Below are 24,948 nucleotides of genomic sequence, written 5' to 3'. Positions count from 1 at the left end.
CCCGCTCCGGCCGCGGCCGGGAGCGTCGGGCTACTTGCCCCGGCGCAGGCGCAGGTCGTCCTCGCTCTCGCGGGAGAGCCGCAGCAGGTTCTGGCCGTAGGCGGTCTTGGCGAACATCTCGCCTCGGGCCACCAGCTGGTCGCGGCTGATGAAGCCCTGGAGGTAGGCGATCTCCTCGAGGCAGGCCACCTGCAGGCCCTGCCGATGCTGGAGGGTGCGGACGAACTCGCTCGCCTCCAGCAGGCTGTCGTGGGTCCCGGTGTCGAGCCACGCGTAGCCGCGGGACATGCGCTCGACGTGAAGCTGCCCGCGCTGCAGGTAGGCCTCGTTGACGCTGGTGATCTCCAGCTCGCCCCGGGCCGAGGGCTTCACGTCGGCGGCGATGTCGAGCACCTGATTGTCGTAGAAGTACAGTCCGGTCACCGCCCAGGTCGATTCCGGGTTCTGCGGCTTCTCGACGATCTTGGTCGGCCGGCCGGACTTGTCGAGGTTGACCACGCCGTAGGCCTGCGGGTTGTCGACGTGGTAGGCGAACACCGTGGCGCCCTGCCGGCGCGCCGCGGCGCGTTCCAGCAACTCGCCCATGCCGGCGCCGAAGAACAGGTTGTCGCCGAGGATCAGCGCCACGTCGTCGTCGCCCACGAAGGGGCGCCCGATGATGAAGGCCTGGGCGAGGCCCTCCGGCCGCGGCTGCAGCGCGTAGGAGAACCGCAGGCCGAACTGCTCCCCGGTGCCGAACAGGCGCTTGTAGTTGTCGAGGTGCTCCGGCGAGGAGATGATCAGGATCTCGCGGATGCCGGCCAGCATCAGCACCGAGACCGGGTAATAGATCATCGGCTTGTCGTAGACCGGCAGGAGCTGCTTGTTGATCGACAGCGTGGCCGGATGCAGACGCGTGCCGGAGCCGCCGGCCAGGACGATGCCCTTCATCGTGTGGGAACTCCCTCTGCGACCGGCCCGACGAGCCGGTCCAGGATATCGTCGAGCGCCGCCTGCCAGGGCCGCGGCGCGATGCCGTAGGCGGCCTTCAGGCTGTCGGTGGACAGGCGCGAATTGGCCGGCCGCTTGGCCGGCGTCGGATAGGCGGACGTCGGGATGCCCTTGACCGGGACGGAGCGGCCGCCGCGGCGGGCGGACCCCGCCACGATCGCTTCGGCGAAGCCGCGCCACGTGGTGTCGCCCGCGTTGACGCAGTGGAACGTCCCGGTGGGGGCGGCGGCGTCCGCGGCCACGCGCTGCGCGATCACCGCCAGGGCGGCGGCGAGGTCGGCCGCGGAGGTCGGACAGCCGTGCTGGTCGTCGACGACGGTCAGCGCGTCGCGTTCGCCGGCGAGGCGCAGCATCGTCTTGACGAAGTTGCCCCGGTGCGGGCTCACCACCCAGGCCGTCCGGACGATGGCGTGGCGCGGGTTGCCGGTGCGGACCGCCAGCTCGCCCGCGGCCTTGCTGGCCCCGTAGACGCTCTGCGGGTCAATCGACTCGTCGGGCGCGTAGGCGCCGGACGGCTTTGTGCCGGCGAAGACGTAGTCGGTCGAGACGTGCACCAGCGGGATCGCCTTCGTCGCGGTGGCGGCCGCCAGGATCGCGGGCGCCAGGGCGTTGAGGCGCCATGCCGCGACAACATCGGATTCGGCCTTGTCGACCGCCGTGTAGGCGGCGGTGTTGATCACCGCCCGGTAGTCGCGCGCGGCGAGCGCCGCTCCGACCGCATCCGCGTCGGTGATGTCGAGATCGCCGCGCCCCGGTGCATGGACGGTGACGCCCGTTGGCCAGGCCAGCGCCTGCAGCTCGGTGCCGACCTGGCCGGCACCGCCGAGGACGAGGATGTCCATCAGCCGTTGAGCCCCAGCCGCTCGCCCTTGTACCGGCCCTCGCGGATCGGGCGCCACCAGCCCTCGTTCTCGAGGTACCACGCCACGGTCTCCTCAAGCGCCTGCTCGAAGGTCTTCTGCGGGCGCCAGCCGAGCTCGGCCTCGGCCTTGGTGCAATCGATGGCGTAGCGCCGGTCATGGCCCGGACGGTCGGCCACGAAGCTGATCAGCTGCTCGTGCGGCGCATTCTGCGGGCGCAGCCGGTCGAACGCCGCGCAGAGACCCTTCACCACTGCGAGGTTGTTGCGCACCGCGCGACCGCCGAGCAGGTAGGTCTGGCCCACGCGCCCGCGCTCCAGCACGGCGACCAGACCCTTGGCGTGGTCCTCCACGTGGATCCAGTCGCGCTCGTTCTGGCCGTCGCCGTAGACCGGCAGCTTCTTCCCCTCCAGGGCGTTCAGGATCATCAGCGGGATCAGCTTCTCGGGGAAGTGGCGCGGCCCGTAATTGTTGGAGCAGTTCGTCACCAGCACCGGCAGGCCGTAGGTCTCGTGCCACGCGCGGGCGAGGTGGTCGGAGGCCGCCTTCGAGGCCGAGTAGGGCGAGCGCGGATCGTAGCGGCTGTCCTCGGTGAAGAAGCCGCCCGGCGGCAGCGAGCCGTAGACCTCGTCGGTGGAGACGTGGAGGAACCGGAAGCCTGTCTTGTCCGCCTCCGGCAGGGATTCGAAATGGCCGCGGGCACCGTCCAGCATGGTCTGCGTGCCGATGACGTTGGTGCGCACGAAGGCGCCCGGATCGGTGATCGAGCGGTCGACGTGGCTCTCGGCGGCGAGATGCATCACCGCCTGCGGCCGGAACTCGGCGTAGGCCTTCTGCACGGCGTCGCGGTCGCAGATATCGGCCTCGACGAGGCGATGGCGCGGGTTGTCCTGCAGCGAGGCCAGGGACACCGGGTTGGCCGCGTAGGTCAGCGCGTCGAGGGTGCAGACGTCGTGGCCGAGGTCGTGGACGAGGTGCAGCACCAGCGCCGAGCCGATGAAGCCGCAGCCTCCGGTCACCAGGATGCGCATGGCGATGTACCTCTTCGGACGGTCTGAAATGGGATGGCCGGGCAGCGTAAGACTGGCCGGCGTGACAAAAATTGCGGCCGGACCGCCGGATCAGAAGACCTGACCGAGGTCAGCGAGGCGCGGCGCGCGCCGATCCTTGTCGGACAGGATCGCGGCCTCGCCGGAGACCGGCCACGGGATCCCGATGTCGGGATCGTTCCAGAACAGCGCGCGGTCGTGCTCGGGGCTGTAATAGGCGTCGACCTTGTAGGCGACCATGACGTCGGGCGTGAGGGTGCAGAAGCCGTGGGCGAAGCCGTGCGGGATGTAGAGCTGCTCGCCCGTCTCGGCGTCGAGGGTCGCGGTCACGTACCGGCCGTAGGTCGGCGAGCCGCTGCGGATATCGACCGCGACGTCCAGGATCGCACCCTGCAGGACGCGGATCAGCTTGGCCTGGGCCTGCGGTGCGATCTGGAAATGCAGCCCGCGGACGGTGCCCTGCGGGGCCGAGAAGGACTGATTGTCCTGGATGAACGTGGCCCTGATGCCGGCCCGCTCCACGGCGTCGACGCGGAACGTCTCGGAGAACCATCCCCGCGCGTCGCCGAAGCGCTTCGGCACGATGCGCTTCACGTCCGGGATCTCAGTCTCGATGACGTCCATGCCAGCGCCCTTCCCGCAGATCCCGTCGCGAGCCCCCGCGGACGCGTCCGCGTCGGTCATGCCGGGCCGTGCGCCCGCCCCGCCGAACCCGACCTCGTGGATCGACCCGCGACTTCCGGTCATTCGCCGGCCGTGTCAAGGCGGGCTCCTCTACGGGTGTTCGCGGGGCGTCGATGACGGACGGAGCAAGGCGGTGCGCCGAGGCTCTCCTGCGCGCGCAGCTCGCCGATCCGGCCTGTACCTGGAGTCTCGGCGGGTACGGCGCTGCCGCCACCTTCGCGCGGGATCCCGAGGAGCCGGTTCACCGGCTGGACGGCGACGCCTTCGGGCTCGTCACGGCCCGCGGCGCGATCGTGCTGGCGGTGCCGCCGGGCCTGAGGCCCTTCGCCTACGAGACGGGCTTCGCCGACGGCTGGAGCCAGGCCGTGGCGCTGTGCCTGCCCGCCTCGGCCTGCGCCATGGGCGGGCGGGGCGTGCTGACGGAGCTGGGTCCGGACGATGCGGCGGCGCGACCGCAGGATCGCGGGGCGCTACTGTTCGATCTGGGCCTCGGCCTCGAAGCGGCGGATGCCTGCCTGCGCGTCTCGGACCGGGCTCTGATCGACCGCCTGCGGGCCGGGCTCGGCCGGCCGGTCCTTGGCCCCGACCATCCGGCCGGACCTGTGCGCGCCGCGGAGGCGGCGCATCGGATCTTCGTCACGCGCCTCGGTCGGATCGAGGTCTTCGCGCCGGGCGCGTCCCAAACCGGAAGCGCCCACGGGCCGCGCAGCCACATCCTGCCGGACCTGCTGACCCTCCGGCGGACGCACGCGGCGACCGCGCCGATCCCGCGCGGCTGGGTGCCGTGCGGGGCTTTGCATCCCGCACATCCGGTCCGGGACCGATCCGGCCGTGCCGTTCCGTTCGATGCGGCCCGTCACGCGGCCTTCGGACATATCCTCGACGCGTGGGGCGACCCGGCGCTCGTCGCCCTGCGACGCGCGGTGCTCGCCGGCGTCGATCCCGATCCGGCGACGGTCGACGGCCGTTACGCGCGCCTGGCCATGCGGGCGGCGCGCGCCCAGGTCTCGGCCCGCGATCCGTGAAGCCGCCGCTCGCGCATGGGGGAACTGCGCCCGCATCGGTCGGGGGCCGCCACACGCTTTGGGCGCGTTGGCCCTCATGAGCCCGGCGGTCCCGGTGCGAGCAGCGAGTCCAGGTCCGGATGGGCGCCGGCCGGCATCCAGGCACCGCCCAGCGGGTAAATCTGCGTGTCCGCGTGCAGGGTCCCGGCCCGGGCCATGGCGACGAGTTCGGTGATCGGGAACGGCCCCTCGAGCGCGTCGCGATAGACGTAGACCTGTGCGGCGGGTGCCTGCGGAGGCTCGGGCGTCGCGGGACTGGCCAGGCCCAGCAGCGTCTCCGTGACGAACATGACGGGATCGACGGATCGTTTGTCCAAGGCCCGCAAGGTGGGCGGGTCGGCCGGATCGCGGTTCGCATCCTCGGATGGAACGTCGTCGAGGCTGCCCGGGATCGAGCGGGTCCAGTCCTCGATCCGGGCGAGAAGGATGTCGTGCAGCGCGTCCGCATCAACCGGGAGCCGGCCTGCCTCCGGAACCGCGCGGCGCCAGCGCAGGGCCAAGTCCTGCGCCACCGCGTGACCGATCCCGCCGACCCGCGCCTCGGCGTCGTAATGGATCGTCTCCCGCCGGGGCGCGTAGGCGCGCTTGCCCGTCCAGGCGAAGAGAGCGGCCAGGGCGAGCGTCTGGACTGGTGACAGCTCCGCCTCCGCTGCGGCGAGCCGCGCCGCGATGGCGGCCTTCTGAGACGCATCGAACCCCTTGCGCCGGAGCGTGCGCTCCGAGCCGACGCTGCGCCAGTCGCCCGGCTCGAACTCGAAGCGCCAGAGACCCGTCTCGGGCGCGCGCACCAGCAGGTTCAGGCAGATTCCGCGCAGGAACAGCGACAGGGTCTCGCGCAGCGCCTCGACTTCCGCCGCGGTGGGCGCGACCGGATCGGGAAAGCGGAGATAGTCCTTGTGGTTGTGCAGCGGGATCGCGTCCAGGCGGTCGAGCTCCTGCGCATAGGCGTTGCGCCACTCGCGCCGGAGCGGGCCGAGCACGTCGAGGGGCACGCCCGACAGCTCGCAATAGCAGACGATGCGCCCCGGCTGGTCCGAGTCGAGGATGCTGATCGCGCCGGCCCCGAGCACCGGCGGCAAGCTCGCGCGGAGGATCGCGCCGAACTCGGCCTGGAAGGCCTGCGCGCCCTCGATGGCCAGGATCGTCTTGAACTGGTCCCCGCTCGGGCTGAAGGCGTCGAACCGTCCCTGGATCCAGGGCATGCAGCGCAGCAGCATCAGCGTGAGGATCTCGCGCTGCCGGTCGGTCGGCAACGCGCGCAGGGCGTCGAGGGCGGAGGGGATGCGGGCGCGGTGGGGCGCGAGCCGGCGGCGGGCCAGGGTGCGCACCGCGTCGAGCAACGCCTCGCGGCTCTCATCCGCCCGCAGCAGCGCGAAGATGGCGCGGGAGCCGCCATAGGCCTGGAACGCCTCCCGCGCCCAGGCGAGCCGGTCCGCCGGCGGGACAGCCAGATCCGGCAGGTCGCCCGACGGCAGGACCAGGAAGGTGCCGCCCGAGGGCCGCTCGATCGCGTGGCGGATCTCGGCGAGGTCGAGCCGCAGGGCGCGCATCAACCGGACGACGTCGTCGTGGCCCTGGTTCAGACGGCCGAGCAGGCCGTCGTGGCGGGCGGAGCCGGTCTCCGGATCCCGACCGATGCGGGAGCCGAGCCGCGCCGAAGCCCGGCGCAGCAGCGCGGCGGCCTCGCGGGCGGCCAGCGACCGGATGCGGAGCACGCAGGCGCCGCGCAGGTCGTCCCGGGCCTGTTCCAGATAGCGCTCGGCGTCGCGCCGGTGCGAGACGATCAGGGCCGGCCGGACCTGCTCGAGCCGGCTGAGCGAGGCCGAGAAGTGCTCGGCGAGCATCGCGTCGGCGAGCCGCGCGTAGGTGTCCGCGGCGGCCGCCAGACGGGCCAGCGCCCCGTTGTCGCCCTCGATCAGATCCTTCACCCCCTCGATCAGGGCGCGGGCATAGTCCAGGCCGCCGCGCTCCTGATCGTCCAGAACCCGGTAGAGCGCGGCGGCCAGCGTGCCGTCATCCGCGAGCCAGGCCGCCTCGAGCCTCGCCCGGACCTCCCGGATTTCCGCGCCGCGGGGGCCGTAGGGGGTGCCGGAGCCGGTGCGGCCGAGGATGTCGTCGCGCAGCCGCTCCGCTTCCCGGCGCAGGCTCGGAGCCCAGTCGCGGAAATTTTCCAGCTCCGTGCGGATCGCATCGACCGCGTCGTCGGCCGCCAGCGCCACCGCCTCCTGGATGGAGGAGCCGTCGGCCCGCTGCAGGAGCGCGTCGACCAGCTCGAACTCCGCGATCCCCGGCGGCGGCGGACGGAGCACCTTGGGAAACACCTCGTAGGCCGCGAAGCGCAGGGCGAGGCGGTCGGCGGCGAAGCGGTCGCGCTCCTCGATGGTGGGCACCCGGCGCTCGGCCCGGCCCCGGGCGAGGCCGAAGAAGGCGCCGATCATGTCGAGACCCGCCTGGGCGGCCGCGGCCTCGAATTCCAGGCTGCCCCGTGTGGCGAGCACCGCCTGGCCGAGCGCCGAGTAGGTCAGCGCGAAGAGGGCGGTGCGGCCGGCCTGCAGCGGGCTCGGCGGCGCCCATTTGCGCATCTTGTGCTGGGTCTGGTTGACCCCGATGGAGCGCTTGCGGCCCGCGAACGCGGAGTTGCCGAAATCCTCGAACAGGACGTCGGCCATCATGTCGTAGAGGTCGCTCACCGCATGCGTGTGCTGGTCGGCGAGGTTCCGGCTGTCGAACAGGTACACGTCGGTGAAGGGCCGCTCGACGTCCGGCGCCACGGCCTCGTGATCGCCCCAGCGCTCGACGTAGGGCGGCCGGGGATGGCCGCGCATGACGTATTCGAGTTCCGAGAGGGTCGCGACGCCGTTGGCGTAGACCCGGTCCCTGTTGGCTCCGACAAAGCCCGAGGGCAGGACCAGGAAGAGGTCGACGGCGTCGGGGCGCCGGGGCGTCTCCAGGGACGAGATCGCGTAGCCGGCGTCGATGACCGTCCCCGACCCGGTGCCGCCCGCGACCGACGCCACCACGACGACGCGCAGCTCCGTGGCCGTGTCGAGGCCGAGCGCGCGCAGCTGCGCCGCGTTCGACATGTTGGCGAGAACGGCGGCGGCCTTGGCGGCGATGCGGCCCGTGAAGCTGCGCGCCACGTCGAAGAACAGCAGGCGCGCGATCGCGCGGATCTGGCCGGCGCCCTTGGAGGCGTCGATGCGCGCGAGATCCCGGTCGGGCAGCCATTCGTCGATGTGGGGGTAGCTCCGCCGCTCGGCCTGGTACCGGGCGAGGCTGACGGCCTTCTGCAGCGTCTCGCCCTCGCGGAACGCCACCTTGGCCGAGAGCGGGTCCGCGGCGGCGGCGCGCTGCGTCTCGCGCGCCTCGAGGGTGTCGGTGTCGAGATACAGGAAGGCGGCGGCGGGGAACTGGTCGAGGGCCTGGATCCGGGTTCCGTTCCAGTCGGCCTGCAGGATTCGGCGGCGCAGGCGCAGCAGAACCTCCATACCCGTGCCGCCGAGCGCCACGAAGACGGTCGGGCGAACCTTGAGCTGGGGCTCGGTGGCGGTCGCGCGCGGGTCGTCCATCGGCTCAGCGCCTGCGCTCGGGCGCGCGCAGGAACAGCGCCAGGGCGATCGCGAACAGGATCACGCAGAGCGACAGGCCGGCGGTCAGTCCCGCCCAGGCCTGCCAGAGCCGCCCGACCGCGGCGCCCACCAGGATGAGGGCGGTGAGCATCAGGGCGGCGAACAGCATCCAGCTCGCGCCGTCCGCCGCGTCGAGGGTCGCCCTCCGATTGATCAGATGGATCCGGACGCCCTGGCGGACGAACAGGAAGATCACCGCGCAGGCCAGCAGGGCGCCGCCGCCGAGGAGCATCTCGGGCGTGGTCGCGGCGCGCTCCAGCTTGGCGAAGGGGGTCCCAGCCGCGGCCAACGTGTCCGTCCGCGGCATGTCCGTCCTCGGTGTTTCGCCCCGCGGCGGCGGAATCGTGAAATCCTGCCTGCCCGGCACCTGAACCCGGGTCGCGTCGAGGGGAACGCGGTGGCTGTGGAGAGGGGCGATCATGCGCCGGTCCCGGGCTCGTCGATGCGGGTCACCCGGGGCGCCCCCCACGGGCGCGCCCGCACGCGCCAGCGGCTGCCGTCGGGCGCGCGCAGCACCGCGGGCCGGAAAGGCCGCAGACTGACGCGCTTCGCGAAGCCGCCGATCGTCACCGTACAGGTGCGCGCGCGCCTGAACGCGGCGGCGCCGAGGCCGAGGGCGGCGGTCAGCGCGAGGGTGCCGCCCGAGGCCGCGGCGAGCGGCCAGGGCGGGAACGCGGTCTCGATCCGGACGGGCAGCCTGACGGTCGCCTCGGACACCCCGCGATAGTCGCCGAACAGGCCGGGCAGACCGACCTGCGCCGCATCCGCGGCGCCCGGCCCCACGGGTTGTTCCGCGACGAGGAGGCGGCTCGCGAAGATCGGCCGCACGCGCTCCAGGAAGTCGGGATCGAGGGTGAGGTGCAGGTCGGAGAGCCGGAGCGTCAGGGTGCCGTCCACGTCGCGGCGGTTCGTCAGCAGCCCGGCGAACCCGGGCGGACGCGGGATCGGCGGCAGGGAGAGGGTCACGCCCAGCGGCGCGCTCCGGGCCTGCGGCGCCAGATCGGCCAGGGAAGCCGGCTCGACCGCCGCCCGCGCGATGTCCGTCCCCGTCTGTCCCTCGCTCCAGTCGAGGGCGAGCGCGGCCGTCGCGACCCGCTGCGGATAAAGACCGTTGGTCAGGTGCGCTGTGAAGCGCAGGACCGTCCCGCCCGCGGCGTCGGCGCCCCGCACCACCAGGACGCCGTCCTCCAGGCCCGCTTCGAGGCCGCCGCTGTCGAGGCGGTCGAAGCTCAGGGCCAGGGCTCCGCCCGGGACGGGCTTGAGCGTCACGGCCGGATGGCTGAACAGCGTCCGCAGCCCCGGGGCACCCAGGGCCGCCTCCAGCGCCCGTTCGCCGCCGGGCCCGTAGCCGATGCCGTACACGACGAAGCCGGCCTCGGAGAAGGTCCGGCCCGTGAGCGGCATCCGCACCGGATAGGCGACGATCCGGGGGATGGCCCGCGACGCGCGCAGGCTGGCGTAGAAGGCTGCCGTGTTGCGCTCCACCGCGGCGCTGTTGCCCGGCGCATTCTTGTTGTTCGTGACCATCCAGATCACGCCGTCGCGGCCCTGCAGGCCGATCCGGATCCCGCCGAGGAGCGCGCCGTTGAAGTCGGCATCCGCATAGGCCCGGCCGCCCGCCTTGCGCGGCAGGTCGATCGCCGCCACCGCGGCCCGGGCGCGATCGGCACTGTAGCGACCCTGATACAGGATGCGTGGCGAGGTGCGGCCCGGGACCTGACCGTCCTGATCGAAGGCCGCGATCACCACCGTGTCCGCCTGCGCGCCTGCCGCCGCGATCAGCGCCTCGACGAAGGGGCGGAACTGCGAGTCCCCGGCGGTCAGGAACGGTTCCATCCACCCGGAATCCTGGATCAGGAACAGGTGGCGTGCCGGCGTCTCCCCGCGGGCACTCCAACCCGGGAGGACGAGGAGCGCCAGAAAGGCCGCCCGCCAGCGCGTCACGCCGGTCGCAGCCGCAGGGCGTGGCAGCGGCTCCCCGAGCGGCTCCAGAGATACAGGGCGCCGTCGTGCAGGAGCGCGCCCGCGTCGTCGAGGGCGGAGACCTCCAAGCTGACCGGCAGGCGGCGCAGGCCGGCCCCGTGCGCGTGGTGGAGCACTTGGCCGGTTGCCGGAGTACTCAGCGTCGCGCCCCGCAGGAATTCGCCGCGCGGACCCGGCAGCGTGACGGCCAGCAGGATCGTGTCGCGCGGCATCGCCAGCAGCGGAACGAGGAGGCTTCCCGCGTGGACGCCGAGGTTGAGCGCCTCGGTTTGCGTCTGCCACGGCACCGCGAAGCACGCATGCCCCGAGTAGGTGACGGTGCCAGCGGCGAGGTGCGGGCCGTCCAGGAGCCGCGGGACGGCGTCCGGGGACAGCGCGGCGGCGTGGTAGCGGCCGTCCGCCATGCCGAGCTGATGGTGCCTGTCGGCCCGATCGCGCCACGGCGCCTGCGCGAGGATGGGGCCAAAGCCCTTCGGCCAGGGGATGAAATCGACCGCGCCGTCGCCGGCCCGGCACGCGACGGAGCCGTCCGGGCCGGTCCAGGCCGCGTCGCCGAGGCGGTTCAACCAGGGGCCGGAGAGCGTGCCGCCGGGGGCCGGCCGGCCGGTATCGAACAGGTCGAGCGCCGCCGAACCCGCCGGGCTCCGGCACAGGATGAGCCGTCCGTCCCGCGCGGCCCAAGCGAGCAGGTCGGCCCCGCGCCAGCAGGGTGCCGACAGGAAGCGCAGACCTCGTCCGCGCCCCACGGCATGATCGAGGCGCGGGCCAAGCTGCGGCAGGGGTACGGAGATCAGCGCGTCGGGGATCGTGTAGGCCAGACCCCCAGGACCGGTGGCGAGGGCCGACCCCGCCGGGTTCGCCGGAAGGCGTCCGAGCGTGTCGAACGCGGTGCCGGTCCAGGCTTCCAGCGCGCCGAGATTGTCCTGGAACAGGTAGAGCCCGGTGGGCCGCCCGGCGCGGAGCAGCGTCGGCCTCCCGCTCGGGAGCGGCACCTCGACGACGCTATCGCGGTCGACATCGAGCTGAGCGGGATCCGGCGTGGGCGCCAGGGCGCCGAGACCTTCGCCAGTTGCCGGTGCGTGCGTGAACGCCGCCGGGAAGGGACGGGCGTGGCCATCCCGGCGGATGCCGAGAAGACCGATCCGGGCGTCCTCGGCTCCGATCCTGTGACCCGCAACCTCGACCCCGACAGGCTGGGCCTGCGCGAAGTGCCACCTCTGCTGGCCGCGGAGGTTGGTCAGGCGCGGGTCCGGATCGACCGGCCAGATCCCGTCAGATCCGGGACGGATGGGGTTGCCCGATCCGACGGTGTTCGATCTGACCTCGAAAGACTCGGTGAAGTTCAACGGCGCAGGCCCGAGGCAGAAATGCCTGAGGCAGCGTGGATGATTTCACGAAAGTTGGGAAGGCCGGCGACAGGTTGTCGACTCCCATCTTTCGGACATCCTGTCAGGGTATGCCGATCATCTTGTGGGTCTGCAGCGACAGGCGCCAGCGCGCATCGCGCCGGCAATAGGCGATCGCCGCCTGCGTACTGGCGCCCTGGTCCGGCCCGTCCATGGGCTGGAGGAAGCGGTGGCGGAAGTCGAGGCCAACGAACGCGCTCGGGTCCGCATCCGCCTGCGGATAGACCAGCTTCAACTCGTCGCCGGTGATCTGCGCCAGCGCATTGCGCCCCTTCGGGCTCACGCAGATCCAGTCGATGCCGGGGGGCGCCGGCAACGTGCCGTTGGTCTCGATGGCGATCTCGAAGCCTTGCGCGTGCACGGCCGCGATCAGCGGCGTGTCGAGTTGCAGGAGCGGCTCGCCGCCCGTGAACACCACGTAGCGGTTGTTCGGCCCCCCCGCCCAGGCCGCCGCGATGGCGTCGGCGAGGGCCGCCGCGTCGGCGAAGCGTCCGCCGCCCTCCCCGTCCATGCCCACGAAGTCCGTGTCGCAGAACCGGCAGGCGGCCGCGGCGCGATCCGCCTCGCGCCCGGACCAGAGGTTGCACCCGGCGAAGCGGCAGAACACGGCCGCGCGTCCAGCCTGGGCACCCTCGCCCTGCAGGGTATGGAAGATCTCCTTGACCGCGTAAGCCACTGTCGTCCCAGTCACCGTCGTCGCGACGCCCGGCCTGCACATAAGCTGTGGGCCGTCTGTGCACCACCGGCAACCGTGCCGCGCAGACCCGCCCTGGGGTCTCGCCTTGCTCTTGCCACGGTAGACTCGTTCATGCCGTGATACTGCTCGGCGACCGAACCCGGCCGCCCGGGTTGTGCCTCATGCCGGCCATTGGGCCGGACGACCGGCGCCTCGCGGTGCCGGCCCTGGCGATCCTCTGACGAGTCGGGCTCGAATGTCCTCTTCTCTCTACCGGCGCCTCACCGTCGGGCTTGCGGCGCTGACGGGTCTGTTCGGAACCACCCTGGTCGGTCTGGTCGCGGCGCAGGCCGTCACGGTGCCGATCCTCGTGGCCGACGTGGATTCTGGGAAGGTGATCTACTCGCAGGCGCCCACGGACCCGTGGTTCCCGGCCTCGATCACCAAGCTCATGACGACCTACGTCGCCCTCGACTTGGTGCGGCAGGGCAAGGTCTCGCTGGATTCGATGATCACCATCTCGGCCGCCGCCGCCGCGGAGCCGCCCTCGAAGATGGGTTTCAAGCCGGGGACGCAGCTGACCCTCGACAACGCCCTCAAGATCATCATGGTGAAGTCGGCGAACGACATCGCCTACGCGATCGGCGAGAATCTCGGCGGCTCGATCGACACCTTCGCCGCCCTGATGAACGAGACCGCGGTGCGGATCGGCATGCGCGACAGCCATTGGTACAACCCCAACGGCCTGCCCGATCCGCGTCAATGGACCTCCGCCCGGGACATGGCGGTGCTCGCCCGGGCGCTGATCCGCGACTTCCCGGATTCGCACGACCTGTTCTCGATCTCGGCCATCCAGTTCGGCCGCGCCGTCATGCCGAACCACAACGGCCTGCTCGGGCGCTATCCCGGCACCGACGGGATGAAGACCGGCTTCATCTGCTCCGGCGGCTTCAACGTGGTGGCGACCGCGACCCGCAACGGCCGCCGCATCGTCACCATCGTCATGGGCCAGCCGAGCCCGCGCGAGCGCGACGTGAAGGCCGCCGACCTGTTCGACTACGCCTTCGCCCAGGGCGCCGGCTGGACGAACCCGACCCTCGACGCCTTGCCGGCCTCCGCCCTGCCCCAGCCCCCGGACATGCGGCCCTTCGTGTGCGGCGGCAAGAAGCCTCCGGCGATCGAGGACGGGCCCGGCGCCCTGAGCGCGCCCGGTTCGGCGGCGCAGCTGGTCGGCGGCGCGGCGGCGAACTCGCCCGCGCTGGCGCTCGCCGCCTTCTCGAACCCGGCCCTGCGCGCCCGCAGCCTGCCGCCGCGGGCCCCGCTCCAGCCGATCGCCGTCTGGGTCGGCCGCAACCCGGCCGAGGGCCAGCAGATCCTCGACGCCCAGGAGGCCGAGCAGAAGGCTGCGGCCGCCAACACCCGGGCCGCGAAGCTCGAAGCCGCCAAGGCCAAGCGCTTGGCGGCGGTCGAGGCGGCCAAGCAGGCTCGCGAGGCGCGCGCGCAGGCCGCCAGGGACGCGGCCGCCACCGAGGCCGCCACCAAGACCGCCGCGAAGCCGGCCCCGAAGGTTGCCGCCAAACCCAGCCATCCGCTGCCCCGGACGGCGAGCGCCTACACGGCCGTCGAGAGCCCGTCGATGCCGGAAGCCAAGCCCGGCAAGGGCCTGACGAAGCCGGCCCCGAAGGCCGCGGCCCATAAGCCGGCCCCGGCCGGCACGGCGGCGAAGTCGGCGGCCAAGAAGCCCGCGGCCAAGAAGGCGGCGGCCGGCGAGTAGGTCCGCCGTTCGGGCGTCCCGGCCCGTTGCCGCGGACGCCCGCGGACCCCACCTCGGCGATCATGTCACAGACCACCGCGCCCGCCCCGGATCCCCGCCGCCCGGAGCCGATCCCGCTCACGGTGCTCACCGGCTTCCTCGGCGCCGGCAAGACCACGCTGCTGAACCGGCTGCTGCGGGACCCGGCGCTCTCCGACACGGTGGTGATCGTCAACGAGTTCGGCGCGATCGGCCTCGACCACCTGCTCATCGAGACCGTCGACGAGGACATGATCCTGCTCGGCGCCGGCTGCCTGTGCTGCACGGTGCGGGGTGACCTCATCGCCACCCTCGAGGACCTGCTGCGCAAGCGCGACAACGGCCGGATCCGGCCGTTCCGCCGCGTGGTGATCGAGACCACGGGCCTCGCTGACCCGGCGCCGATCCTGCACGCCCTGATCTACCATCCCTACCTCGTGCTGCGGTTCCGCCTCCAGGCGGTGGTGACGGTGGTGGACGCCGTCACGGGCGCCGACACCCTCGACGCGCACCCGGAGGCCCTGCGCCAGGCCGCGGTCGCCGACCGGATCGTGCTGACCAAGACCGATCTGGCGGGCGACACATCGGGACTACGCGCGCGGCTCACCGCCCTCAATCCGGCGGCCCCGATCGTCCTCCCGGATGCCACCGCAGAGACCCTGCTCGGCGGCCTCTTCGGCCTCGACGGCAAGGGCGCCGATGTCCGCGCATGGCTCGGCGACGCGGCCCTGGCGCACGACCACCGCCATGGCGCCGACGTGAACCGGCACGACGCGTCGATCGAGGCGGTCTGCCTGACGAGCGAGACCCCCGTGCCCCGCCCGTCGTTCGAGATGTTCATGGACCTGCTGCGGTCCGGCCACGGGCCGAAGCTGCTGCGGCTCAAGGGCATCGTGGCGCTCGCCGACGATCCAGGGCGCCCGATCGTCGTTCACGGCGTTCAGCACGTGTTCCACGCGCCGCTCACCCTGCCCGCCTGGCCCGATCCCGACCACACGTCCCGGCTCGTGCTGATCCTGCGGGATCACGACCCGGCCTTCGTGCGCAAACTGTGGGACGCCTTCCTGGGGCGCCCGCGCGTCGATGCGCCGGACGCGGCCGCGCTCACCGACAATCCCCTCGCGATCCCGGGCTTCTGAGTAGGAGACCGGGCGGCATCATCCTTGAAACTCTCTTTCCGAACCGCGCCCCGGGCGCGCCGGATCGTCCTGAAACGGGACGGATCGTCGAGAGGCAAGACACGCGATGGTGCGACGCTTCACCGTGATACAGGGCGGCCTGTCCGGGATGCCGGCCGCGGCACCCGGTCCCGTCGCCGCGCCATCGAGATCGGAAGCGGCCAGCGTGTCCAAGATGTGGCGCGCCAACTTGCGCGCGCCCAGCGCTGTGGACGAAGAAGCGGTGCCGGCCTGGCGGGCCATGCTGGTCCGGAATGCCGTGGGTGATTCACTCCGCGATCCCGATCACCTGATGCCGCTGGCCCACCACCAACCCGCCGGACGCCGGGTCGCCATCGCTCTCGCCTGGGGCGGGCGCGCCGATCCCCGGCAGCCCGCCGAAGCCACAACCACGGCACTGGTCGAGGATACGACCGCTCTGGCCGTCGACCGCGCGCTGAAGGCACGGCTCGCCGGGCTGCGGCGGCCCATCCGCCTCGTGGGAGCCGTCGAGCCCCTGCGGGCCGCGGCGCCTTTCCGACCCCGCGTAGCGGTCGATCGCTCCGCGCGGCCGCGCTCGATCCCAACCGGGGCCTTCGTGGGAACCCGGCCGCACGGATGGAAGGCGCCCGCCGCCGAGATGCTCACGGTGACCGAGCCGGAGGCCGTGCGCGACGCCTTCGAGACCTTCCTGACACTCGAGGCCCGGACTGCTCACCGGCCGATCATTGCCGACCCGTCCGAGGCATCCCTGGTCCGCGCAGTCAGCCGCCTGTTCGGCCGCAGAAGTGCGCTTCGCGTCGCGTTCCTGCGCCGGGCCGGCGAAATCGTCTCTGGAACGCTCCGTCTCGGCGTCGGCAGGGCCTCCGTGCCCTGGCTGCGCGCTCGGGCCTGAGCGGTCAATCCGCCGCGCGCACGGCGTCTGTCGCCGATCCGTCCAAGCTCTAGCTGGCGCTCATGGCGCGCGACACCCTCCACGGCCTCCGCCCCGCTCAGCGTCGGACCACGGCGGACAAGACACCCCGGTCACCCGGGACGGGTGAGTCGGCGCATGTCGGGGCCGTGCTCGCGCGGCTGGCCGAGGCGGACCCGGACCCGAAGGCCGGGTTCGACCGGACGGATCCTTACCGGCTCCTCGTGACCGTGCTGCTCTCGGCGCAGTCGACTGGGCCGACGGTTTCCCGCATCGCCGATGCCCTGTTCGGTGCCGTGGAGGATCCGGCCGGGATGCTGGACTTGGGCGAGGCGCGGATCACCGAGATCATCCGGCCGGTCGGGCTCGGGCCGTCGAAGGCCCGTAACATCGTCAAACTGTCGGCGGCGCTGCTCTCCGAGTTCGGCGGCGCTGTCCCGCGCAGCGCCGCGGAGATGCGCCGCCTTCCGGGAATCGGCCGCAAGAGCGCCGAGGTCACGGCGAACTTCGCCTTCCACGAGCCCGTCATCGCCGTCGATACCCACGTGTTCCGGGTCTCGAACCGGATCCCGCTGGCACCGGGCGCCACCGTCGACAGCGTCGCCGATGGTCTCGCGCGGCTTGTGCCCGACCGCTTCAAGGACGGCGCGCATGTCTGGCTGTTCCGGCATGGCCGCGACACCTGTATCGCTCGGAAGCCAGCCTGCTCGCGCTGCCTCGTCTCCGACCTCTGCTCGTGGCCCGGAAAAGTGACCTAGGCGGCGCGCTATTCGTCCTCGCCGAAGCGGTTGGCGAGCAGTGCCTCGATCGCGTCGAGGCATTCTCCGGCATCCTCGCCAACGGCGGTGACGGCGATGCGGGTGCCCATGGCGGCGCCGAGCGTCAGCAGCCCCATGATCGAGCGCCCTCCCACCGTCTCGCCCGCGCGCGTCACCGCCACCGCGGCGTGGTAGCGTTCTACCGTCTGGACGAACTTCGCGGAGGCCCGTGCGTGCAGACCGCGCCGGTTGATGATCGGCAGCATGCGGAGCAGCCCGCCCTCCGGCACCGGAGGATCGTCGTCCGTCTCGAAAAGGTCGTCCATTGGGCGGCGTGTTTTCGTGGTTGGCGCAGAGCGGGTTGCGGTCCCACTTCACGCAGAGGGATCAGACTTAGCAGAGATGCACCGGCTTGCCAGGATTTCTTCCTCTGCTGTTCTTTCTCGGCTGGCGATAAAGATCCCCATCGACCAGCTCAGTCACTGACTGCGATCTCACTCAGGATCGCGGTCGTCGGTAAGATCATCGCCCTTGCCGCCGAGCGGAACCTCGTGGTCGCCACACGTGATACGGGACGCTTCGAGGCGGTCGAACTGCCAACCATCAATCCCTGGACCAGGTGATTCTGAGGTGTCGTCGCAGCTTCGTCGGAACCCTCGTGCGCCTACCACTCGTACTCTGCCCCGACCCCCAGGCTGGTCCGCCCGTCACTGCCGGCCTCGCCCTTGAGCTTGATCCGCCGGGTGACGTCAAAATCCACCCCGACCGCCGTGTCGGCGGGTTTGGCGCCGGCCTTCACGCCGACGCTGACGCGATCCGAGATGTAGCGCGAGGCGCCGAGCGCCGGGCCGCCGCTTGCCCCGGTCGACACGTCGAGGCTGTCGAGCCCGAGGCCCTTGCGCGCCTGCTCGAAGACGTCGGGCCCCGCTGCGCCGCCCGAGAGCTGTGCGACGGCCTGGGCGAGCTGCAAGGCCTGGAACGGCGAGAGACCGCCCGCGGCCTTCTTGAACAGCAGGCGCGACAGGATCTCGTCTTGGGGCAGCACCGGGTCGGAGGTCAGGGCAAATTGCGGCGCGTCCGCCGGGCCCATCACGGCGACGCGGGCTGTGACGTCCCCGGCCTTGGTCTCGGCGGCGAAGTCGAGTTCCGGCGTGGTCAGGCTCCCCGCGAAGATCAGCTTGCCCCGGCTGAAATCGAGGCGCTGGCCCACGAGCTCGAGACGTCCCCGTCGCATGGCGAAGGCGCCGACGGCGTTCGGAGACGCGGAACTGCCGGTAACCCGGAGCGCCCCTCCCAGTTCGGCATCGATACCGCGCCCGCGCACAAAGATCCGGCTCGGCGCATTCACGGCGACGTCGAGGGTGGCGTCGAACGGGACGGCCGGCTTTCCGGGCCGCCGCCCGGTCCGAGCCGACTTCGGACCGGCCCGCTGCGCCAACCGCACCCGCACCTCAGGCGGCGTGTTGACGTGGCGCACCCCCGGCAGGGGACGGACCGTGGCCGGCAGACGGTCCGGCACAGCGACGTCGATCGACACCACGTCGACCCGGCCGGTGATCCTCGGCGTCCGCACCAGCGGGCCCGCCAGGGTGAGGTCGGCGCTCGACACGGCGGTCATCAGCGGGCTCGAAACCAGCTCTGCCCGGTCGGCGGTGACATGGAAGCTGCCGGGGAAACCGGGCTCCAGGGCCACGCGCCCCGTGACCGCGACGCGTCCGCCGTTGCGGGTCGCCGCATTCAGGCGCTCAATCACGATCGTGTCGCCCCGGCCGGTCACCCGGCCCTCGATTCCGGTCAGGCGGATGCCGTTGAGCGGATCGGTGAAGCTGCCGCCGCTCAGCACGGCGGCGCCTTGCGCCCGCGGTGCCGCAAGGGTGCCGGTCACGCCGCCGTCGATGGCGACGCGTCCTGCGACGCTCTGCCCGCCCACGCTCAGCATCGAGTTGGCGAGCGACGCGTCGAGAGTGCCCCGGGCGCGGAGATCGAGCGGCCCGCCGGTCTCAACCGGCAGCGTGCCTGCGACGGCGAGGGCGATCCCCTGCCCGGCCGAAACGCGGCCGTCCAGGCTGGCCTGCCCGTCGGACAGCGTGCCCTTGGCGCTGGCATCCACGGGCGGCAGGCCTGCCTGCCGAGTTTGTGGCGCCACGAGTTTCGAGACGGTCAACGCGTAGCGGCCCTCTGGTCGCCCGGCCGGCCCGCGCAGATCCGCCTCACCGTCGAGGGATCCGGACAGTGCGAGATCGGGCATGGCGATCCGAGCCAGAGATAGGGGCAGCGCACGGATCCGGATCTGGAGGTCGAGGTCGCGGCCTGCGCGCCCGGCCATCGTGATCCGGCCGGCGCCCGCCGAAATCGCAAGCCCGTCGATCATCGCGCCGCCGTCACGGAGGATGACGGTGGCAGGTCCGTCGATGGCAAAGCGGTCGCCGCCCCGGGCGGCCGACAGACGCTGGATCTCGATGCGCGTCTCCTCAGCCGGGACGACCCGGACCGCGCCATCGAGGTTGAAGCCGCGGGCTTTGGCGGTCAGAGTCACGTCGCTACCGCTCGGGCCGCCGGCGGCGGCGAGCCGGATCGTGTCGATCTGCTGGTCGGCGGCGAGCAGCCGGTCGGCATCTAAACGCCCATCCAGAATCGGATGGGCCCGGAGGTCTCGGCCCTTCAGGTCCGCGTCGAGCCGGGTGAGCGCGTAGGCACCGTAGCGCAGGCCGGAGCCGGTGGCCCGGATCGCAGCATTCTGGCGCCCACCGTCCCGGGCGAGCAGCACGGTGGCGTCGAGGCGTCCGGCCACGGGTTGCGGTGACAGGGGTGCAACATCTTCAAGGTTGCCGGCGCGCACCGCGAGAGCGCCAGCGGAAAGCCATGTCGCCGCGGACACGGTGGCGTTGCCCGCCACCGCCACGGAGCCGAGATTGAGGTCGAGTCGGTCGAGCACCCAGTCGGCGCCCGTGCGCGCGACGTGGGCGCCGCCGGTCAGCGCCTTGCCGGCCACGTCGCCAGAGACTCGCAAGCTGCCGTCCGGCGCGAAGAGGGCGTCCGTCAGGGTCGCCTCGACGCGCAGGTCACGGATCGGCTTGCCGTCTGCCGTGGCAGCCGGCGCCGTCAGCGTCGCAGCGAGATCGGGGCGCTCCAGGGAGCCGGTGAGCCGGGCGTCGATCCCGGCACGTCCGGAGAGGCGGCTATCCAGATCCGCGAGGCTCTTGAGGTCCAGGCGGCCCGCGACGTCGGCCGCGGCCGAGGTCGCCTCGCCCTGGAGGGTCGCGGTGACGCCCGCGCCCTCAAGGCGCAGATGGTCGAAGCCGTAGCCGTCATAGGATTGCGAGACCCGTCCCTGAAGGGTGGGCGTGCGCCCGAGGGTGCGGTCAGCGGCAGCGATCCCGGTGACGAGGCCGGCGATCGAGACAGTGAGGTCGGCCGCCAGCGCCTTGCGGGCTGGATCGCCGCTGAGGCGCGCCCTGGCCTCAAGTCTTCCCGCGAGGCCGCTGCCCGCGACGCCTGAGAACACCGCGAGGTCCGGCAGGGCCGCGTCGACCGTGCCGGTCAGCGTGTTCTGGCCGACACGGCCGGCGTAGCTTGCCCGCGCGGTCTCGGACTCGAGCCGCAGGGTGGCGACGTCGATGACCCCGTCCGGCCCGGACGCCGCCCGAAGAGTGAACTGCGCCCGGTTCCCGAGGGCTCGGCGCAGGGCCGGATCGGCCAAGCGCAGGCCCTCGACCTTGCCGTCCGCCTGGATCGCGAAGCGCTGCGTTGCCGCGTCGCCCTGGGGTTGCACGCCGAGGCGCGCCTCGATGCGCTCCAGCGCCGAGTCGTGGCCGCGCAGTCCGGCCGCGTCGAGGCTGCCATGAATCTCCGGCGCCGTCAGCGGCCCCTTGAGGCTGCCGTCTAGGACGAGACTGCCGATCTCGGCTTCGCCAGCCCGCGTGATCGCGCCCTCGGTGGGCAGGGCTCGGGCCTGGAGGGTCAGGTCGGCGACCCGATCCTTGGTCAGGCTTCCGCCGGCCGTGAGCCGCGCCGTGCGGGATGTCAGCTCTAGCCTGTCGATCCGGAAGGCGCCGCTATCCGCGAAGGCGAGGCCGCCGTCGAGCTTGGTCGTGCCTGCAAAGATCGACGCGGCCGGTCCCGGCGCGAGGCCCTCGATACGCGCCGCGAGGTCGAGGGCGAGCCGCCGCTCCGCGCCGATGCGGGAAATCTTCGCGCCGCCTCTGGCGCCGATGTCGGACCCGGCGGTGAAGTCGAGCTTGGCGTTCCACGCGTCGAGGGGGCCCGCGCCGTCGAGATCGAAATTGATCGGCGGCGTTCCAGGGAGATTAGCCGCCTTCGAGAGAAGCCCGCCTTCGGGCTCGATCAAGCTGGCCTTCAACTCCAGACGATCGCCCGTCGGCACGTAAACGAGCGAGAGCAGGAAACGTCCCGCGGCGTCCAGGCGCTGTGCCCGCGCCTGGAGATCGAGCCCTTCGCTCGCCGCGCCGAGCTTGGCACGCCCCTCGGCCGAGAGGCGGGCGGGCTGCCCGGCCACCGGCTCCCCGAGAACCAGCTCGGCCAGCTTGAAGCCTTTTACCTCGACCTTCACGGGCAGGTCCGGCAGCAGCTTCCCGTCAGGCTTGGCCTCCGACGGCGTCGGACTCGGGATTGGCCGGCGCAGCACCTCGATGCGGCCGATCTCCAGGCTGTCCACCTCCAGCCGCCCCGACAGCAGCGCGAGCCGGCGCCAGATGATCCGGGCCCGATCGAGCTTCAGCCAGACACCCTCCCGGTCGCTCACGGCAACGTCGCGGATCGTGGCATCGGATGACAGCGCCCCGTCGATGGCGCCGATTGCCACCCGGGACGAGGGCGTGGACAGCGCCCGCGACAGGAGCCCGCCCAGCACGGACTTGTCGCCCTCGTCGGCGCGGGTCGGCAGGGTCACGGACGAACCCAAGACCGCGAGGCCGGTCACGAGCAGCGCGACGAGCCACGCGCATCTCCGGCGGCTCAAGCGCTGCGATCCGGTCGGCCGGCGTGAAACATCCATTCAGAACGCCTGCCCCAGGCTGAGGTAGAGGACGGCCGGACGGACGTGGCCGCCCTTGTAGGGGTCGAGCGGGAAGGCGAGATCCGCGCGGATCGGGCCGATTCCGGTGTAGTAACGCAGGCCGATGCCCACCGATTTCCGGATCTTCTCGTCGAAATCGGGCACCGCGGAGGCGAAGGCGGTGCCCGCGTCGAAGAACGGCACCACGCCGATCGTGTCGGTGACCTTGATCCGGGCCTCCAAGGACGCCTCCAGCAGGCTGCGGCCGCCGATCGGCAGATTGAACGGGCCGATGGGTCCGAGCGTCCGGTACGGATAGCCGCGCACCGAGCCGCCGCCGCCGGCGAAAAACCGGAAATTGTCCGGGATGTCGCCCAGCGGCGCGCCGGAGACCGAGCCGAAGCCGACCCGGCCGGCCAGGATGTACCGGGCTTCCTCGTCCAGCGCGTAGTAGGTGGAGCCCTGCGCCTTGGCGACAACGATCCCGGGCGACGAGATCGCGCCCGGATAGACGGCGAGCGAGGCGATCGCCCGCACGCCGCGCGTCGGATCGAGGAGGCTGTCGGTGGAGTCGTAGGTCACCGAGGCCGGCACGCCGATCAGCCGGTAGTTCACCGTGCCGAGCGCATCCTTCGAGCGGCCGATCTGTGCGTCGAGGCCGATCTGGGCCGAGAACGTGTCGGAGAACCGGTGTCGGATCGCCGCCGATACGCCGCCGCCATCCACGAGGTAGCTCTGCTGCACCTCCCGGGTGACGAAGGCGTTGGCCAGAAGGTCGTTCCGGCTGCCCCACAGGGCCGGCTGGACGTAGGTCGCCGAGAGGCGCCCCCCGAGACCGTTGGTGCCGATACCTGCGATCTTGCGCTGTGTGGCGAACGGATCGTTGCCAAGGCCGAGATAATAGAGATCGGCGTCGATCCGGAAGGTCTCGCCGCCCCCAAACACGTTCCGGTTGGCGTAGTAGGCTCGCACTCCCGGGCCGTCGACTGTGGAGTAGCGCGCCGAGATGCCCACGAGGTTGCGCTCGCGCTCGGTGACTTCGACGAACAGCGGCAGGTTGCCTTCGGCGTCGAGCGCCGTGCCTTCCCGGACCCGCACGCCGCCGATGCCCTCGATCCGCGCCACCGACCGCCGGATCGCCGCCACCGCCTGCGGCGAATACGGATCGCCGGGCTCGGCGTAGATGAAAGAGCGGATCGTGGCCGGGTCGATCCCCGGCGCGCCGCTCACCGCCACCGGGCCTAGACCGGCGACCGGCCCGGGCTCGATGGTAAAGGTCACATCCATCACGTGCGCGGCGTCGTCGACCACCGGGTCCCGGGCGACCGCCTTGGCGAAGGGATGGCCCTGGGCGCGGAAGTGGTCGATGATCTGCGCCTCGCGGGCCAGGACCGTCGCGGAACGGGCCGCGGTGTCGTCGTCCAGGCGCGTCACGCGCGGCGGCAGGACCGAATTCGGGAAGGGACGTCCAGCAGGGTCGCGGACAGTGATCCGCCGCAGCCGATAGCGCGGCCCGAGATCTACGGCGATCCGTATCGGGACGAGGCCGCGATTGCGCCAGCCCTCCGCGGCCCTGACGGCTTCTGCCGCCCGGCCTGTCGCGGGCGTGCCGTCGATCCGCACGCCGACGGTGCCCTGATAAAACCCGTAGCCTGACAGCACGTCGGCGAGTTTGGCCAGATCGGTCTCGGCCCGGCGCAGGAGCCCTTCACCGTCTGGCGGCGGTTCCTGCCGTAGGCGATAGAGGCTTGACGCATCCTGCAGGGCGCGGAGCACGTCTTCGTCGTCGGTCCCGGTGATCCGCAACGTGTAGGGCAGCGCGTTCGGGCTGGGGGCCGGCGGCTCCGGCTCGCCGCTGAAGAGACCGAACAGATCGAACGCACGGGCCGGACTCGGAAAGCCGGCCAGGATCGGGAGCGCGGCTGCCGCGGCGAGCACCAACCGCGGGACCGCGCGACGCACGCCCACGACCGGGCTCGGGTACGTTGAGGACGGAACCCGCAAGCCGCGGTCTTCAGTCCCGCTCGGCGGCGAAAGCGCCGCTCGTTCCGTATACCATCGCTGCTCCCCCCGCTGCCGCGCGATACGGCGTACCCCAACCTATCTTAAGGCCGGGTGCCTTCCAGGCCAACATCGAGGTGGCTCTGGCCTGGAATTGTTCGTGGAAGGCAGGCGAATGAGCTCGGGCTTGCCCCCTCCCCTGCCAGGAGCGGATATCGAATTGGTTGAGCTTGACAGCGTTGGCGCACGAAAAAGCCCGCCGCGCTTATGGGCGCGGCGGGCTTCGTTCGAGCTTGTTTTGGTTGCGGGGACAGGATTTGAACCTGTGACCTTCAGGTTATGAGCCTGACGAGCTACCGGGCTGCTCTGACGAGCTACCGGGCTGCTCCCCTCAACCTCGCCTACTCGCACTTCTTCCTCGACCGCTCGCGGATCCTGGCCGGCATCGGGCGCGACTACAACGTCGGCAACATCGCCTTCGCGGGCGTGGTCGATTCCAGCGCCGACGTCGTCTCCGTCGGGTTCCGCTACGTCTTCGGCGCACCCCAAGCCCCAGCACCCGCACCCATCATCCGGAAATACTGATCCTGCGAATCCGGCAGCAGGAAGCTCTAGCGGCGATCACGTTCTATCCATGACGTGGTCGCGCGCCGATCGCGCGGTGTTTATCGCCGACGGTTCCGCATTCCCGCTCGCGAGGGAGATCCACGACATCGCGAGCGGCACTCCGACGTCGACACAGGCGGCAAGGTGAGATGGCCCGACCGGCCATCCATCCGGCGGAGATTATCCCCTCGACACGTTCGACCCGGCGGTCGCCTTCCTGCAGATCCTCGAGCCGGGACACGTTCATCGTCGTGGCCTCCGGCGCGCGAGCCGCAGCCCCGCCTCATGCCGTTCGGACGCAGGCGTCGCTTTGCTTCAACGAAGCCTCATGGATCGCGCACCTGGATTTTTCCGGGTTGACGTCGA

General features: G+C 71.7%; 17 protein-coding genes and 1 pseudogene. 6 read left to right on the top strand and 12 right to left on the bottom strand.

Features of this window, described 5'->3' with window-relative positions; translation table 11 throughout:
* Positions 1–30 precede the first annotated feature (30 nt).
* The 4 genes from rfbA to rfbC form a co-directional block, all read right to left on the bottom strand.
* A complete protein-coding gene (rfbA, locus tag MMSR116_RS21285) occupies positions 31–930 on the bottom strand; it encodes a glucose-1-phosphate thymidylyltransferase RfbA (protein WP_010687301.1) in 900 nt (299 codons plus the stop codon).
* Positions 927–1,832 (bottom strand): dTDP-4-dehydrorhamnose reductase, encoded by a 906-nt coding sequence (rfbD, locus tag MMSR116_RS21280; protein WP_010687302.1) that lies wholly within the window; start codon positions 1,830–1,832, stop codon positions 927–929. The genes rfbA and rfbD overlap by 4 nt, the downstream gene beginning before the upstream one ends.
* Entirely contained in the window at positions 1,832–2,881 is a 1,050-nt protein-coding gene (rfbB, locus tag MMSR116_RS21275) for a dTDP-glucose 4,6-dehydratase (protein ID WP_010687303.1), read from the bottom strand. The genes rfbD and rfbB overlap by 1 nt, the downstream gene beginning before the upstream one ends.
* Positions 2,882–2,971: 90 nt before the next feature.
* Positions 2,972–3,523: a dTDP-4-dehydrorhamnose 3,5-epimerase gene (gene rfbC, locus MMSR116_RS21270; RefSeq protein ID WP_010687304.1), complete on the bottom strand. Its 552-nt coding sequence runs from the start codon at positions 3,521–3,523 to the stop codon at positions 2,972–2,974.
* A 173-nt stretch (positions 3,524–3,696) separates the two neighbouring features.
* Here rfbC and MMSR116_RS21265 point away from each other — a divergent pair, with 173 nt between their 5' ends.
* Positions 3,697–4,608 carry a DUF6925 family protein gene (locus MMSR116_RS21265; RefSeq protein WP_010687305.1) on the top strand — a complete coding sequence of 304 codons (912 nt, stop codon included), beginning with the start codon at positions 3,697–3,699 and terminating at the stop codon, positions 4,606–4,608.
* Positions 4,609–4,682: 74 nt separating this feature from the next.
* On the opposite strand, the gene MMSR116_RS21260 is transcribed toward MMSR116_RS21265, so the two are convergent.
* The 5 genes from MMSR116_RS21260 to queE form a co-directional block, all read right to left on the bottom strand.
* Positions 4,683–8,216, bottom strand: a complete 3,534-nt coding sequence (locus MMSR116_RS21260; protein ID WP_010687306.1) for a tubulin-like doman-containing protein — start codon at positions 8,214–8,216, stop codon at positions 4,683–4,685.
* 4 nt (positions 8,217–8,220) lie between these two features.
* The gene (locus MMSR116_RS21255) at positions 8,221–8,583 is read right to left on the bottom strand and encodes a hypothetical protein (RefSeq protein WP_010687307.1); all 363 of its coding nucleotides are present in this window, start codon (positions 8,581–8,583) and stop codon (positions 8,221–8,223) included.
* A gap of 110 nt (positions 8,584–8,693) precedes the next feature.
* Positions 8,694–10,220, bottom strand: coding sequence for a hypothetical protein (locus MMSR116_RS21250; RefSeq protein ID WP_244625502.1), 1,527 nt, complete (start codon positions 10,218–10,220; stop codon positions 8,694–8,696).
* The gene (locus MMSR116_RS21245; protein WP_010687309.1) at positions 10,217–11,605 is read right to left on the bottom strand and encodes a hypothetical protein; all 1,389 of its coding nucleotides are present in this window, start codon (positions 11,603–11,605) and stop codon (positions 10,217–10,219) included. The genes MMSR116_RS21250 and MMSR116_RS21245 overlap by 4 nt, the downstream gene beginning before the upstream one ends.
* 103 nt (positions 11,606–11,708) lie before the next feature.
* Positions 11,709–12,341, bottom strand: a complete 633-nt coding sequence (queE, locus tag MMSR116_RS21240) for a 7-carboxy-7-deazaguanine synthase (protein WP_010687310.1) — start codon at positions 12,339–12,341, stop codon at positions 11,709–11,711.
* Positions 12,342–12,597: 256 nt separating this feature from the next.
* On the opposite strand from queE, the gene MMSR116_RS21235 reads away from it, so the two are divergent.
* The 4 genes from MMSR116_RS21235 to MMSR116_RS21220 all read left to right on the top strand — a co-directional run bounded on the left by MMSR116_RS21235 (position 12,598) and on the right by MMSR116_RS21220 (position 16,961).
* Positions 12,598–14,115: a D-alanyl-D-alanine carboxypeptidase family protein gene (locus tag MMSR116_RS21235; RefSeq protein ID WP_010687311.1), complete on the top strand. Its 1,518-nt coding sequence runs from the start codon at positions 12,598–12,600 to the stop codon at positions 14,113–14,115.
* A gap of 62 nt (positions 14,116–14,177) precedes the next feature.
* Positions 14,178–15,272: a CobW family GTP-binding protein gene (locus tag MMSR116_RS21230; RefSeq protein ID WP_010687312.1), complete on the top strand. Its 1,095-nt coding sequence runs from the start codon at positions 14,178–14,180 to the stop codon at positions 15,270–15,272.
* Positions 15,273–15,486: 214 nt separating this feature from the next.
* Positions 15,487–16,185 (top strand): GNAT family N-acetyltransferase, encoded by a 699-nt coding sequence (locus MMSR116_RS21225; RefSeq protein ID WP_244625696.1) that lies wholly within the window; start codon positions 15,487–15,489, stop codon positions 16,183–16,185.
* 62 nt (positions 16,186–16,247) lie between these two features.
* Positions 16,248–16,961, top strand: a complete 714-nt coding sequence (locus MMSR116_RS21220) for an endonuclease III domain-containing protein (protein ID WP_010687314.1) — start codon at positions 16,248–16,250, stop codon at positions 16,959–16,961.
* Positions 16,962–16,969: 8 nt separating this feature from the next.
* Here MMSR116_RS21220 and MMSR116_RS21215 read toward each other — a convergent pair whose 3' ends face one another.
* The 3 genes from MMSR116_RS21215 to MMSR116_RS21205 form a co-directional block, all read right to left on the bottom strand.
* Positions 16,970–17,287, bottom strand: coding sequence for an HPr family phosphocarrier protein (locus MMSR116_RS21215; protein ID WP_010687315.1), 318 nt, complete (start codon positions 17,285–17,287; stop codon positions 16,970–16,972).
* 338 nt (positions 17,288–17,625) lie between these two features.
* Positions 17,626–21,975, bottom strand: coding sequence for a translocation/assembly module TamB domain-containing protein (locus MMSR116_RS21210; RefSeq protein ID WP_010687316.1), 4,350 nt, complete (start codon positions 21,973–21,975; stop codon positions 17,626–17,628).
* On the bottom strand, positions 21,976–23,937 hold the full coding sequence (locus MMSR116_RS21205) for an autotransporter assembly complex protein TamA (RefSeq protein WP_039894870.1): 1,962 nt from the start codon (positions 23,935–23,937) through the stop codon (positions 21,976–21,978). It abuts the gene before it with no gap.
* 429 nt (positions 23,938–24,366) lie between these two features.
* Here MMSR116_RS21205 and MMSR116_RS21200 point away from each other — a divergent pair.
* Positions 24,367–24,561, top strand: a pseudogene (locus tag MMSR116_RS21200) (transporter); the annotation flags it as partial.
* Positions 24,562–24,948 lie beyond the last annotated feature (387 nt).

The sequence above is a fragment of the Methylobacterium mesophilicum SR1.6/6 genome (assembly GCF_000364445.2).
Taxonomy (GTDB): Bacteria; Pseudomonadota; Alphaproteobacteria; order Rhizobiales; family Beijerinckiaceae; genus Methylobacterium; species Methylobacterium mesophilicum_A.
Note: the sequence above shows the minus strand (reverse complement) of the source record. Positions and strands in the feature narration are given on the sequence as shown.